General features: G+C 34.7%; 9 protein-coding genes. 4 read left to right on the top strand and 5 right to left on the bottom strand.

Annotated elements, in window-relative coordinates; translation table 11 throughout:
- Nucleotide 1: 1 nt before the first annotated feature.
- The 5 genes from ACE94K_RS05810 to ACE94K_RS05830 are packed head-to-tail and all read right to left on the bottom strand — an operon-like array spanning nt 2 to nt 4,932.
- Nucleotides 2–1,246 carry a DUF4861 domain-containing protein gene (locus tag ACE94K_RS05810; protein WP_378181261.1) on the bottom strand — a complete coding sequence of 415 codons (1,245 nt, stop codon included), beginning with the start codon at nt 1,244–1,246 and terminating at the stop codon, nt 2–4.
- Complete coding sequence (locus tag ACE94K_RS05815) at nt 1,246–2,040, bottom strand: gluconate 5-dehydrogenase (RefSeq protein ID WP_378181263.1); 795 nt, start codon at nt 2,038–2,040, stop codon at nt 1,246–1,248. Before ACE94K_RS05815 ends, ACE94K_RS05810 begins: the two co-directional genes overlap by 1 nt.
- A gap of 7 nt (nt 2,041–2,047) precedes the next feature.
- A complete protein-coding gene (gene kduI, locus ACE94K_RS05820) occupies nt 2,048–2,887 on the bottom strand; it encodes a 5-dehydro-4-deoxy-D-glucuronate isomerase (protein WP_378181266.1) in 840 nt (279 codons plus the stop codon).
- Between the two features lie 19 nt (nt 2,888–2,906).
- A complete protein-coding gene (gene uxuA, locus ACE94K_RS05825) occupies nt 2,907–4,091 on the bottom strand; it encodes a mannonate dehydratase (protein WP_378181269.1) in 1,185 nt (394 codons plus the stop codon).
- A gap of 10 nt (nt 4,092–4,101) precedes the next feature.
- Nucleotides 4,102–4,932 carry an SDR family oxidoreductase gene (locus tag ACE94K_RS05830; RefSeq protein WP_378181272.1) on the bottom strand — a complete coding sequence of 277 codons (831 nt, stop codon included), beginning with the start codon at nt 4,930–4,932 and terminating at the stop codon, nt 4,102–4,104.
- A 318-nt stretch (nt 4,933–5,250) separates the two neighbouring features.
- Here ACE94K_RS05830 and ACE94K_RS05835 point away from each other — a divergent pair, with 318 nt between their 5' ends.
- The 4 genes from ACE94K_RS05835 to ACE94K_RS05850 all read left to right on the top strand — a co-directional run bounded on the left by ACE94K_RS05835 (nt 5,251) and on the right by ACE94K_RS05850 (nt 15,508).
- Nucleotides 5,251–6,375 (top strand): T9SS type A sorting domain-containing protein, encoded by a 1,125-nt coding sequence (locus tag ACE94K_RS05835; protein ID WP_378181275.1) that lies wholly within the window; start codon nt 5,251–5,253, stop codon nt 6,373–6,375.
- 10 nt (nt 6,376–6,385) lie between these two features.
- Nucleotides 6,386–8,053, top strand: coding sequence for a hypothetical protein (locus tag ACE94K_RS05840; RefSeq protein ID WP_378181278.1), 1,668 nt, complete (start codon nt 6,386–6,388; stop codon nt 8,051–8,053).
- 102 nt (nt 8,054–8,155) lie between these two features.
- Complete coding sequence (locus tag ACE94K_RS05845; RefSeq protein WP_378181281.1) at nt 8,156–12,256, top strand: two-component regulator propeller domain-containing protein; 4,101 nt, start codon at nt 8,156–8,158, stop codon at nt 12,254–12,256.
- Between the two features lie 234 nt (nt 12,257–12,490).
- A complete protein-coding gene (locus ACE94K_RS05850; protein WP_378181284.1) occupies nt 12,491–15,508 on the top strand; it encodes a SusC/RagA family TonB-linked outer membrane protein in 3,018 nt (1,005 codons plus the stop codon).
- The last annotated feature ends 11 nt before the right edge of the window (nt 15,509–15,519 follow it).

A 15,519-nucleotide genomic window follows, 5' to 3' on the forward strand; every position in this document is an offset into this window, starting at 1 on the left:
ATTACTCGATCAATATTGGATTAGATAATCTTTCGATCTTTTTGGTAATTATATTTTCAAAACCCTCGTACGTTTTAAATTGCTGATCAGATTGTTCCCATCCTGCAAGAAAATAAAAGGTGGTTGGTTGTGTATCTGAAGCATTCATTACCGTATAATAGGTTTGTATGATAGCTGCATTTTCTTTTGGGGCTTCTGCCTCAGCGATAAAATCTTTCTTAGGTATTATAATTGCCATCCCTAATGCATCATTATTTTCAGATTGCGAACCATAAGAATCTAAAAAGTAAAAGTTTTTTAGTGTTTTTGAATGAGACTCATTGGGTTTTAGATTTACGATACCACTAACTAACTTTAGTTGATCTGTAATACCTTTAAAAAAGACATCGCTTTGATATCCCCATTGCCCTTTCCAGATGGTTACCCTATGAACAATGTCAATGTTATATTCTCCAACTTTTGAGTCTTTATAAACCATTTCAAAAATGGATCGTACGGGTCCTTCAGCGATAATTTTGAATGCTGCCTGATCTTTTCCGGTAACTCTAACAAGAGAATCTCCATTTTTTATGGCTAAGGCTCCTGCACCCAGAGAGTTTCCGACCTTCAGAATATCCATTCCCCAATCATCCAGTTCGTGATAATTTCCTTCACCAAGTCCTACTTTATCTAAAACAAGTTCTGAAGTAGTTTTTCCAAAAATGTCAATGCCATTACGAGGATCAAAGTAAAACCGGAAACCAACTTTATCGTTTTCCCAGGCAGGTCCTTCCATCTGATAAAAAATACTGTCGTTAGTTCTTGGATCTCCTGTACGTTTTAGTTCGAGAACTTCTTTGACATTTTTTTTATTTGAACCTAATCCAAATCTGATATTTGTTCTTGCAGTGAATGTAGGAATACTTTCTGTAGCAATAGTTGTTATTTCTAATTGTAAGTTTTGATTTGGTTTGAGGTCCAGTACCAGGCTTAGTTCATCCCAATTACCATCTTTGTCAATATCATCGAATTGAAAAGGCATTATTTTTCCGGTAGAATCCTTCAAAACAGGAACACTATTCTCAGGAATACTATCTAATCTCGATAGTATTTTATTTCTGGATAGCACAATACTTTCATCGGTTCTTTTGATATCTAAAGTGTTCTTGAAACTAATATATTTAGGTGCTATAGTTTCCCTTTCGGACTTTTTACAGCTTGAGATAATTAAGAAAATTGTGGATATAAGAATTAATAAATTTTTCATTATTTTTCGTTTGACGGTTTACCTATGGTAGCAAGGATACCACCATCTACATAAAGGATATGACCATTTACAAAATCACTCGCCTTAGAAGCTAAAAAGATAGCAGCACCGGCCAGTTCATCCGGATCTCCCCATTTTGCTGCAGGAGTACGATTCACGATAAACTCGTTAAACGGATGTCCATCCACACGAATAGGTGCGGTTTGTTCTGTGGCAAAATATCCAGGGCCAATACCATTGACTTGGATATTATGTTTAGCCCATTCGGTAGCCATATTCTGAGTAAGCATTTTTAATCCACCTTTAGCAGCAGCATAGGCACCCACAGTATTACGTCCTAATTCGCTCATCATGGAGCAAATATTGATGATCTTTCCTGATTTTCTTTTGATCATCCCTTGTACAACGTGTTTCGAAACAATGAAAGGACTCACCAGATCAACATCAATGACTTGCTTGAAATCGGCGACTTCCATTTCTTCTAAAGGAATACGTTTTATGATTCCGGCATTGTTGATCAGGATGTCGATAGTTCCAATTTCATCTTCAATTTGCCGAATAGCTTGTATTACTTCTTTTTCTTTAGTCACATCGAATTTATATCCTTTGGCTTGTATGCCTACCTTTTTATAAGTTTCTACGGCAAGATCAATTTTTTGCTGAGATGAATTACCATTGACTATGATAGTAGCTCCGGCAAGTCCAAGACCTTTTGCCATTGCCATCCCTAAACCGTGGGTAGCACCGGTGATCAATGCATTTTTACCTTTCAAATCAAATAGCGATAATGACATAGCAATATTATTTAAGATCGGTTATTTCGCATTTGTCCATATCACCATAATCCAGATTCTCACCTGCCATTCCCCAGATAAAGGTATAGTTAGATGTTCCAGACCCAGCATGAATGGACCAGGGAGGAGAAATTACGGCTTGCTCATTCTGCATCCAGATATGTCTGGTTTCGTGAGTTTGTCCCATAAAATGGCATACAGATTGATTTTTAGGTACTTCAAAATAGAAATAGACTTCCATTCTTCGATCGTGAGAATGGGCGGGCATTGTATTCCATACGCTTCCTTTTTTTAATTCGGTCATTCCCATTTGTAATTGGCAGGTCTCTACAATACCACCAACGATTAATTGTAATACTGTTCTATGATTAGAGGTCTCTAAAGAACCTAGTTCTATTTTGTTCGCTTTTTCTTTGGTTACTTTTACGGTTGGATAGCTATGATGCGCCGGCGCAGAATTAAGGTAAAATTTTGCTGGATCTGATGGGCTTGAACTTTTAAATAGAATCTCTTTGTTTCCTTTTCCTACATATAAAGCTTCTTTATATTCCAGATCATAAGAAGTTCCGTCTACGATAACTTCTCCTTTTCCGCCAACATTGATAATTCCAAGTTCCCTTCGTTCTAAAAAGTATGTTGCTTTTAGAGGGTCTATCGGTTCTAGTTTTAAGGTGCCTTCAGGTACTGCAGATCCGGCAATATATCTATCATAATGAGAATATGTAAGATTTATTTGCCCTAATTGCATAAGATTTTCTATCAAAAACTCATCTCTTAATTCTGTCGTATCCATTGCTTTTACAGCTTTAGGGTGAGATGCATATCTTGATTCGTAAACAGTAGCCATAATTGTATTTTTTAATTTTTTATTGTAGCGATTTTCTAATTCCGAGTTCTAAGCCTCTTAATTCGGCTAGGCCTCTAAGTCTTCCAATACCAGAATAACCGGGATTTGTTTTTTTATGTTGATCGTCCAGCATTTTGTGACCGTGATCTGGTCGCATAGGTATGTTTAGGTCTGTGCGACCCAATTTTTGCCGTTTGTTTTGTTCTCGGATTAAAGCTTTCATCACTTCGTACATATCTACATCGCCTTCTAGGTGATTTGCTTCATAAAAATTTCCTAGTTCGTCTCTTTTGGTACTTCTTAGATGGATAAAATGAATTCGGTTTCCTAAACGTTCTATCATTTCCGGTAAATCGTTATCGGCACGAACACCGAAAGAGCCGGTACAAAAGGTAAGTCCGTTATTAAGTGAATCTACTGCATTATATAATTCTGAAATGTCTTGTTCGGTACTTACAACTCTTGGTAGGCCCAGAATAGGATAAGGAGGGTCATCAGGATGAATACACATCAAAACTCCTGCTTCTTCAGCACTTGGAATAATCTCTTTTAGGAAGGAAAACAAATTTTCCTTTAATTCTTTGTGACCAATATCTTTATAAGTATCTAAAATGGAATTGAAATCCTTTAATGAATATCCTGCTTCTGCGCCGGGTAAACCGGCAATGATATTATTGATTAAAAGATTTTTCTGAGCATCAGACATTTGTTTTTCCAACGCTTCTGCTGTTTCTATTTGTGAATTGGTGTACTCTTTTTTGGCTCCGGGTCTTTTTAGTAAAAACAAATCAAATACCGCAAATTCTGTAGCATCAAATCGCAAAGCTGTGGATCCATCAGAAACTTTATATTCTAAATTCGTTCTGGTCCAGTCTAAAACAGGCATGAAGTTATAGCAAATGATGTTGATATCACAAGCACCAAGGTTTTTGATAGTAGTCTTGTAATTTTCAATATAGGTTTGATAATTACCCGATTTGGTTTTTATATTTTCATGAATAGGTACACTTTCGACCACTGACCATCTAAGTCCCGAAGCTTCTATTATATTCTTTCTTTTCAGGATTTCCTCTATAGTCCAGACCTCTCCGTTAGGGATATGGTGCAATGCAGATACAATTCCGGTTGCCCCGGCTTGTTTAATATCTGATAATGATACCGGGTCATTGGGACCATACCATCGCCATGTTTGTTCTAAATTCATAATATATTAGTTATACACCGCTAAACGCACTAAATCCTCCATCTATAGGTACTACGATCCCGGTAACAAAGCTGGAGCCATCTCCACACAACCATTCGGTGGTTCCTATCAGATCTTCGGGTTCTCCATATCTTCCCATCGGAGTATGCTCAATAATTGTCCTACCTCGCTGGGTCGGGTTACCATAGGCATCTGTAAGTAATGATCTGTTCTGATCTGTCAAGAAAAAACCGGGAGCTAATGCATTCACTCTTATGCCAACCTTCGCAAAGTGAACAGCAAGCCACTGCGTGAAGTTTGATATGGCAGCTTTTGCACCGCTATAGGCAGGTATTTTGGTTAGAGGGGTAAAAGCATTCATCGATGAGATATTAAGAATACTACAACCGTCTTTTCCGACCATATCCTGAGCAAAAACCTGAGTGGGCAATAATGTGCCAATGAAATTCAGGTTAAAAACAAACTGAATTCCTTCTGAATCTAAATCAAAAAAAGTTTTAAAATCCTCCTTTTTGTTTTGAAGGTCTTCTATGACTAAATGTGTATTAGATGTTGTTCCTTTAGGATGATTACCTCCTGCTCCGTTTATTAAAATATCACAACTTCCTAGTTGATCGTTGATTTCGGTTCTTGCTTTTAACAAAGATTCTTTACTTAGCACGTCTGCTGCAACACCTATGGCAACTCCCCCTTGTTTTTTTATTTCGTCTGCTACTTTTTCTGCAGCATCTTTTCTTAAATCCAAAATAGCAAGTTTAGCTCCTTTTTTGGCAAGTGCTAATGCCATGGTTTTGCCCAGAACTCCACCGCCTCCGGTTAATATTATTACTTTATCATTCATGTGAAAGATGAAAAAAATTCAACTATCTCAAATTTGAAGCTTTTATGACAATTACAAATCAGTTTTTGAAAAAGGATCATACAGAAAGCAGTATAAAAAAGTACAGTATATTGATAATCAGATTTTTAAGATTTTATAAACAAAAACACATTTCTTCTTAAAAGTTTGATTATCTGATAGTTTTTTAGTCCAAAAAATAGAATAACATAGCATTTTTAAGTTTTTTTCTATTATTTGAACAATTAACACCCTTAAACCGAACTGCTGCACGAGTAAGTTTTAATAGTTTTGAAGTAACATAACTCAAATTTTATAGTCATGGCCAGTCAACTACCAATAAAAATCCTTTTATTAAGTCTATTCCTGATTGTATCAACAAATAGTATAGCGCAGGATATAATTACAACTTTAGAGGCCGATGGTCCCGGAGATACCTATCAACTTCTTGAAAATAACTATAGCGGCACACCTTATGAGGTTCCGGATTGCGATCACATCCCAAGAGTTGATCATATTTCTGAAGTATTCGATACCGATCTGAACAAAAACGTGTTTAAATTTGATATTCACGTAGATCCGGATACAGACAGATGCCGGAGAAATATAGATAGACAACGAAATGAAATTAAGACGTATGATCCATCATCGGATGAATTGAAAGCAGTAAAAGGTGAATTAGTAGTATACAACTGGAAATTTAAGCTGGATGCTGATTTTTTGCCAACCAATAGATTTACACATATTTTTCAGATTAAAGCAAAAGGAGGAAGTGATGACTCTAATCCTGTACTCACGATTTCCCCTTACAGATCAAGTTCTTCTCCACTACGAAAGTTAAGAGTAAGATATAGCCAGGGGGATAATCCACCATCAGGACCTGAGTACGTAACAGTGAGAGAAATTGAACTAGCCCCTTTTTTAGGCAACTGGGTAGAAGCTACCTGTGAGGTATATGTAAATGAAGACAGTTCAACAATACCATCAGATGAAACACCCGGATTCATAAAATTATCAATCAAGGATGTAACATCAGGCGCAGAACTGTTGAATTATGAGGATCTGGACATTGATATGTTGAGAGAAGGAACAGGTGTGTTTTTGCGCCCTAAATGGGGTATTTATCGAAGCATTGAATCTTCATTGCCCTTAAGAGATGAAACGGTATACTTTGCAGATTTTATCATTATTGAAAAAGATCAGTCTCTAAGTGTGGGCGAGTTTGATGAAAACAAGTTCACTTTTTATCCTAATCCTGTTTCGGATAAGATATTTCTTAAAAATGAGAATCCTGAGGTAACTTTTGATCTTTATGATCTAAGAGGTAAGCTATTAGCTTCAAACAACACCAAAGAAATCGATGTACGTCATTTAAATACTGGTATTTATATTCTTAAAACTTCTAATTCATCCAATACATCTGTTTATAAGATTATTAAACAATAAACAAAACACTATGGGGGAAAAAAATAAATCTCTTCTCAAGATAGTTTTGGGATTGTTTACAATTTGTTGTTTTTCAGTCATTTCGGCTCAACAAAAACTTTCGATTGAAGATTTGGCAAATAATAAAGGACCATTTATTCCTGATTACAGCTACGCAGGATATCAATTAGGAGAAAAGGAGATTAAAATTCCTGAAAACATTTTTATACTATATGCTATAGATTATGGTGTGGTTGCTGATGATGGAAAAGATGATTCTAAGGCGCTATTAAGTGTTTTCAAAAAAGCACACGAAATAAAGGAGCCCGTATTAATCCAATTACCTCCCGGAAGAATCATTCTAAGTGATATATTATATTTTGAGCGTAGTAATATTATTCTCAATGGATATGGAATCGGAGATAAAGGAACAGAAATTTTTTGTCCTAGACCTATGATGTATCTAAAAAATCCAGACGACTTAAAAGAACTTAGAGAATATTTGGTGAAATTGGATAAAGTTCAAAAGGAGAAAGAAAATAATGTTTTTCTTCCCTTTTCACAATATGCCTGGTCAGGAGGCATGTTATGGACAAGGGTGAAAGGTGCCAGAGTAAAATCATACTTAAAGGAATATGACGTGATGCCTAATGTCTTGGGGGTGATTAACAAAGCACAACGTGGTGCGCTTACGTTTTCAATAGCTACAAATACCGGATTGAAAGAAGGTGACGTCGTAGAAATACAATGGTTTAACAAAGAAGGAAAAAAAGGAAAGATACTTCGTGAGCTGTATGGAAATATTGATTTAAAAATCGGATCTCATCATTGGAACTATCCTGATTTACCCTTGGTTCGTCAGCAAGTTAAAATTGAAAAAATCTCCAAAAATACTGTTACTATAAAGTCTCCTTTGTTATTGGATGTTGTTCCTGAGTATGAGGTAAGGATTATAGCTTGGAATCATTTGGAAGAAGTAGGGATTCAAAATTTCAAAATAACCTTTCCCTTTTCTAACCGTATAGCGCATCATGTAGAACAAGGATACAATGGTATTTATTTAACCAGAATCTTTAATAGCTGGGTAAAAAATGTAGTTGTTGAAAATTCAGATAGTGGTATTTTGACAGAGGCGATTGCCAATGTTACCATTAAAGATATTGTAACTCTTGGTAAAAAGAAAGCACATTATACAGTACAAATGGGTGGTGTCCATAATGTCCTGGTAAAGAATTTATCGGTTCATAATGATTCAATGCACCCGTTAAGTTTTAATACATTTTCTACAAAAAGTGTGTACAGCGACTGTGAAGTTTTTGTAAATCCAATTCTGGATCAACATTCTGGAGTAAACCATCAAAATCTTTTTGATAATATAAAGGTTCATTTAGATCCTTTGGATACTAATTCATATCCGCTTTTTATGGGTGGAGGAGCTGGTTATTGGAAACCGTCTCATGCTTCATATAATACATTTTGGAATATACGCGTCAATTTTTTGAGTAGGCTAGCACTAGGTGGGATTATAAAATTAGATGGAATGAATGACGGGCCTAATGCCCGAGTTATTGGAGTATTGGGGAATAGTAAAATTGAAATTGATTACGGCCCGAATGCTTATATAAACTTTACAAATACAACTATGAAGTTGATACCCTCGTTATACGAGTATCAACTAAAAGAGCGATTAACTCGTTAAACAAAAACAAAAGGCAAAAGAGTGATAATAGCTTAGATTATTAACATTTTTTTAATATTTTGGGGTTCTGAACGTTATTAGGAGAAAATTTTAAGGGAATTGATGAAAAATATATATGTAGTACTTTTATTCTTTATTTCTACCATATCTCTAGCGCAAGATGATTTTTACAATAAATTTTTACATCTCTTTACTTCGGATGGATTATCTCAAAGCTCTGTAATAGCAATTCATCAGGATCAACTAGGGCGAATGTGGATTGGAACCAGAGATGGTTTAAACAAATATGATGGAAAAAGTTTTACTGTATTCAGAAATATTCCTAACGACTCTACCTCGATAAGTAATAATGATATTTTATCTATACAAGAAGATAAGGAAGGCTTTATTTGGATAGGAACATACAATGGATTAAATCGATATGATCCAAGATCTAATGTATTTAAATCTTATTTTCATTCTAGTAATAAAGGGAGTCTCTCTGATAATACAATCTGGTCTATAAAACTGATGGATAATGGAGAACTTTGGTTTGGTTCTTCAAATGGGCTTATGGTATACGATAGAAGCTCTGATTCTTTTATAACGATCAAAAATGATGCGATAGATTCATCAAGTCTTTCTAATAATTACGTTTTAAGTATATATCAGGATAAGAAACAAAATATATGGGTAGGTACAGCTAATGGACTTAATAAACTCAAATCCAGAAATAAGGATCGGTTTAGCTTTGACAGATTTTATAGCAATGATCGATCCAACAGCTTAAGTGATTCTTATATTCAGTCCATAGTAGAAGATAAAGATGATGTTTTATGGATTGGTACAAAGTATGGCGGGCTTAATGCGTACAACCAATCAAGTGGATTGTTTCGTCAAATTAGTAGAACCAGTAAGAATCGTCTAATTAATCAGGATGTAAGAAGTTTATCTATTGATAAAAGAGGGGTGTTATGGATAGCTACCTACGATGGATTGTATATAAAAGACAGTGATAAAGCGGTTATTGCAATAAAACATCAACAGAATAATCCTAAGAGTTTAAGCAGAAACACATTGAAAACTATTTTCATTGATAAGAAAGGTTCTGTTTGGATTGGTACTTATTACGGAGGTATTAATATCTGGGATGAATCTAATTCTAATTTTATATCGCTGCGAAAAAGTAATAGTGGCGACATTTCTTATGGTGTGGTGAGTAGCATCATACAAGATGAAAAAGGTATTATCTACTTTGGCACAGAAGGGAAAGGTATTTCAATATTAGATGTTGAAAAAAATGAATCGACGCATATCCAAAAGGTATCAGAAAAAGGGCTTCCGAGTCTTAACATAAAATCTCTATTTCTGGACAAACAAAAATTATGGATAGGAACTTATAATGCAGGGGTGGCATTATATAATACAGTATCACGTAAGTTTGTAACCAATGAAATAAGTAATGAATTACAATCAATTCTAAAAGGAGTTGGAATCTACAGCATTAAAAAGTCTGAAAATTTCATGTATTTCGGAACTTTCGGAAGCGGTCTTATCCAATATAATTTAGAAAATAGAGAATTCAAATTCATTTCGCACGATGACGTTAATAAAAACACACTTTCTAATGATAGAATACGAGTACTATTTGTTGATCAGGATTCTAATCTGTGGATAGGTACTCAAAATGGGCTTAATTATATTGAAAATCAGAAGCTGGATAATGAAAGTATCGTTGTAAAAAGGTTTTTTTTTAATGAAGAACAATTATCAGGAGATGATATATTGACAATTTATCAAGATAAAAGAGGAGTACTTTATATAGGGACTAAAGCTAATGGTATTTTTAAATACGATAATAATAAGTTTGAAAGAATAGAGCTTAATGTCTTAAGCACAAAAATCAACACGGTATTTGGTATTGTTGAAGATAATAATAACTCAATTTGGATTAGTTCTAATAAAGGTATCATATCCTATAATCCGGATCAGAAAACATCTGTTCTTTACAATCAGACTGACGGTTTAATCGGTAATGAATTCAACAATAATTCGTGTTTAAAATCGGATAAAGGAGATTTATATTTTGGAGGTCCATCTGGGGTGTCTTTTTTAAATCCTAATCGTATAGAGAAAAATACATTCGTACCTCAGGTAATTCTCACAGATTTAAAGGTTCAGGGAAAAAAAATAGAGAGATATGGAGAAAATGAAATACTTGACAAAAGTATTTCGTATATGGATAAATTAACCCTGTCTCACGATCAATCTTCTTTTGGAATAAGTTTCGCTATACCTAATTTTATCAATGCATCTAATAACCAATATGCCTATAGGTTAATAGGATTAGATGATCAGTGGCAGTATACTAAAAATACTGAGGTCAACTATACGATTCAAAAAGCCGGAAATTACATTTTCGAAGTTAAGGGGGCTAATAACGATAATGTTTGGAATAATACTTCAACTAAATTAAGAATTTCTGTAGAGCCTGCTCCCTGGAGAAGCCCAATGGCTTTTCTGGGATATGCATTAATCATTATTGGGGCATTATTTGGGCTGAATCAAATTAACAAGGCAAAAACAAGATTAAAACATAAACTAGATCTGGAACATTTAGAAAACATTAAAAAGGAAGAGATGAATCGTTCCAAGCTAGAATTTTTTACTAATATATCTCACGAATTTAGAACTCCACTTGCTCTCATTATTGCGCCTTTGCAACAATTAATAGAAAATTATCAGGGAAGCAATAAGATGTATAAACGTTTGTTAGTCATAGAGCGTAACGCTGATCAGTTATTAAAATTAATAAATCAGCTACTGGATTTTAGAAAATTTGAAAATAAACATTCTAAGCTAGAAGTTGCAGAAGGTAATCTGGTTAAATACCTAAAAGAGATTTATCTATCTTTTAATGAATTTGCCAAGGCAGGATCTTATACCTATACATTTGAAACCTCTTCAGAGGTGATAAAAGTGTATTTTGATAGATATAAGCTAGAAAGAGTTTTTTATAATTTAATTTCTAACGCATTTAAATATACCCCGGAAGGAGGAGAAATTAATATCAGGATTTTTCAGGAAGATGATAAGGCAATCATCGAAATACAAGATACAGGTAAGGGTATTGACAAAGAATTTGTAGATAAAGTATTTGATCGTTTTTATGAAGTTGCCGGAGACAAAGATTATCAGAAACAATTTAATCAGGCTAGCGGTATTGGATTGTCTATAGCAAAAAAGGCCGTGGATTTGCACAAAGGCATTATTGAAGTTATTGATTCTAATAAAGAAAAAGGTACCGTATTCAGAGTTACTTTAAAAACAGGAAAGGATCATCTTAATGAATCCGATATTATTAAGAATTTTAAGATAAGTGATGATATTAGTCAGTACAAAAATCAAATAGCTACTGTTAAGAAAAGCAAAGAAATTGATGTAGAAATGGTATCGAAGGATGATGAAAAACCATTGGTGCTAATAGCTGAAGATAATGATGAATTGAGAAATTTTATAGGCGATATGCTTAAGGATTACTATCAAGTTATTAAAGCAGAAAACGGGCAGGTAGCTTTTAAAAAAGCATTGCAAAAGATCCCCGATTTAATCATCAGTGATGTGATTATGCCAAAAATGGAAGGAACAGAGCTCTGCTCTAAAATCAAAAATGATATCAGAACAAGCCATATTCCATTTATTTTATTAACCTCCAGAACATCGTTGATTTATAAGTTTGATGGGTTAGAGTCAGGTGCAGACGCTTATATTAATAAACCATTCAATGTAAAAGAGTTTTTGTTGACTATAAGAAATCTGCTTTCTTCGGTAGAAAAGCAAAAAGAAAAATTCTCATCCAGTGATTTTACATCCTCTGATATTACCGTAACCTCCATTGATGAAGAACTGCTAAAAAAAGCCGTAAAGATTGTGGAGGACAATATAAGTAATACTTCCTTTGATATACCATACTTCAGCTCAGAGTTAGGGGTAAGTAGGACGATGTTGTTTTCAAAAATTAAAGGATGGACCAATTTAACACCTAATGAATTTATTCATTCCATAAGAATGAAAAGAGCGTCTCAACTATTGGAATTGGGTCAGATTAATATTTCAGAAGTCTGCTACAAAGTTGGTTTTAGAAATCCAAAATACTTCACAAAATGCTTCAAAAAGCACTTTGATCAAACGCCTTCAGAATACGCATCAAAATTTTATTCCTAAAAAGACCGGTTTTCATCAGAATATCTGTCTTTATACATTCATAATCAGGGTTTAGTACAGAAATATACCCTTTTTTGAACTTTTAGATATAGTCTTTTATTTAGGTTTGAGTATGAATTGGAAACGAAATAGATATTTTATTCTTCAGCTGTTTTTTTCAGTCTGTATCATATTTTTTTGTCTTCTGATCATATACCTCTATTAGAAAATACTCACTAACATAAATCAATACTCATGAATGAAAAGTATACATACTTAAAATTACTAAGAAAGTGTATTCCAATTCTATTATTAATGATAGGGTCAGGTATATCTGCGCAAATTGATATAAGCGGAACTGTTTCCTCAGAGGACGGAGTACCTATTCTTGGGGCCAATGTTACCGTTCAAAATACAACAATAGGAACCACTACAGATTTTGACGGAGCATATTCTATAAGCGTTCCTGATAAAAATTCGATTTTAATTTTTTCCTATGTTGGATTTACCGATCAAAAAATTAAGGTTGGAGATAAACAAAAGATTAATGTAACCTTATCTTCATCTGTAGAATCATTAGAACAAATTGTAGTGGTGGGATACGGGTCAAGAAGGAAAAAAGATCTCACCGGTTCTGTAGTTTCTGTTGAAGCTGAAGATATTACAGCATATCCTGCCGCTTCTACAGAGCAAACATTACAAGGTAGAGCTGCCGGTGTGTCAGTGCAATCTGAAAATGGTGGTGAGCCTGGTTCTCCGGTTCGTATCAGGATTCGTGGAGCTACATCTATTAATGCGAGTAGTGATGCGATTTTTGTGGTAGATGGATTTGTGGGAGGAGCATTGCCGGCACCAGAAGATATCGAGTCTATCCAAATATTAAAAGATGCTTCTGCAACAGCAATTTATGGATCTCGTGGAGCGAATGGTGTTGTTATCGTTACCACTAAAAAAGGTAAAAAAGGAAAAATGAGAATTGATTTTAATACATCATATTCTACTCAAACTGTCAGTAATACCTTAGATTTATTAGATGCGGATCAATTTGGGGATTATATTGAAGAAATTAATCCTACATATACTAGAGGTAATGCCAATACGGATTGGCAAGATGTAATCTTCAGAACAGGTCAAATCGCTAACCATCAGTTGGCATTATCCGGAGGGAGCGACAATATAGATTATTATCTATCAGGAACGTTTTTTGATCAGGAAGGAGTGGTGATTGCCTCTGGATTAGAGCGTTTTTCATTTACCAGTAACATTAATGTGAATGTTTCCAATCGGCTTAAAGTAGGAATGAGTACTTTTGGAAGAAGATCAACCAGAGAAGGAGTTCAGACCCAGGAGCAATCCGGAGGAAGTGGAAGCTCTGGAGTAATTTCCTCTGCATTCCGATTCAGTCCTGATACCGGTATATTTGATGCGAATGGCGAATTTACTTTACCAAGTGTTGGTGATGATATCGATAATCCATTTGCAAGCGCAACTCAAATATTTAATGAAAGAGTAAACGATCTTTTTCAAACAAATATCTATGCAGATTATACGATATTAGATGGACTTTCTTTTAAAACAACCTTAGGATATAATGTTAGAAATGATCGGGAAGGAATTTTTTATCCAACTACAGTTATAAGAGGAGCAGGTATTGGAGGAGAGGGAAGATTAGGTACCGAAAAAAGAACAAACATACTTTCAGAAAATTATCTGACCTATAAGAAAGACTTTAGTTTTGGAGCACTAACCACAACGCTTGGGTATTCTTACCAAAAAGAAAGATCTGAAAGGTTTACGGCCGCAGGTAGTGAATTTGTGACTGATGCTGTTAGTTTTTGGGACTTAGACGGTGCTGCCAATCTCTTACCGGCAGAATCCAGATTAGTAGAATCCGAATTAGCATCTTATTTTGGAAGGATCAATCTGGATATTGCAGAAAAATATTTAATTACATTCTCCGCAAGAAGAGATGGTTCTTCAACGTTTAGTGCTAATAATAAATGGAGTTTCTTTCCGTCAGGTGCTATTGCCTGGAATATGGGAGATGAAGCTTTTCTAAAAGATTCTAGTTTGATTTCGCAATGGAAATGGAGAGCCAGTTATGGTCTTACTGGAAATAGAGCTATTGCGGCTTTTGGTACACTGGCTAATTTTCGAAGTATATATTCAATTCAGGGAGGTGAACTTGTAAATGCTGTGGCAATAGATCGATTAGCTAATGATAACCTGAAATGGGAAACTACGAAACAATTGAATTTTGGTGTCGATATTGGTCTTTTCAATAATCGAATCAACATCACAGCGGATTACTATGATATGGTAACAGAAGATTTGATTTTAGACAGACCGCTTCCTGAAACATCAGGATTAAGTAACCCTGTTCAAACACAGAATATTGGTAGTTTAGAAAATAAAGGTTTTGAAATAGAATTATCTACAAGAAACCTGGTAGGCGAATTCACTTGGAATACTGATATTAATTTCTCCAGAAACAGAAATAAAATTTTAGAACTTCCTGATGGAGAAGATATTAGAGATTTAGGTTCTAGTTCAAGTCCAGGTCATTTGCTATTGCCTAATGTACCTTTATTAAGAGAAGGAGAACCTGTTGGTGTATATTTTGGCTATGTATATGACGGAGTGTATCAGTTTGCAGATACTCCAATACCAGGCTCCGGTTTTGAACAACAAGCAGGAGGAGAGAGATATAGAGATCTTAATGGAGATGGTGAATTAAATAACGAAGATCAGACAATTATTGGAAATCCTCATCCTGACTTTATTTTTGGTATTAATAATACATTTACTTATAAAGGATTTGATTTAAATGTGTTTTTTCAGGGATCTGTAGGTGGAGATATGTTCAACTTTACTTTACTGGAATTGAATACTCTTAATGGTGCCAGTAATGCTACCACAGATGCTTTGAATAGGTGGAGCCCAACAAGTCCTAACACAGATGTACCAAGCGCAGCATCAAGAAACAGAAGAATTTCTTCGAGATGGGTAGAAGATGGATCTTACTTGCGACTCAAGAATATGACATTGGGCTATAGTTTTGATTCTCAACTTTTGGATAAATTAAAGATGTCTAAATTGAGGGTTTTTCTCAGCGGTCAAAACCTATTGACTTTTACAGAGTATTCAGGATTGGATCCTGAGACATTATATCGATCTGATAACAATAGTAGAAGCAATGTAAACTTAGGGTTGGATTATGGAAGTTACCCGAATACAAGAGCCTATACTTTGGGCGTAAATGTTTCTTTCTAAGAAAGGAATAA

The organism is Aquimarina besae (genome assembly GCF_042434905.1).
Taxonomy (GTDB): domain Bacteria; phylum Bacteroidota; class Bacteroidia; order Flavobacteriales; family Flavobacteriaceae; genus Aquimarina.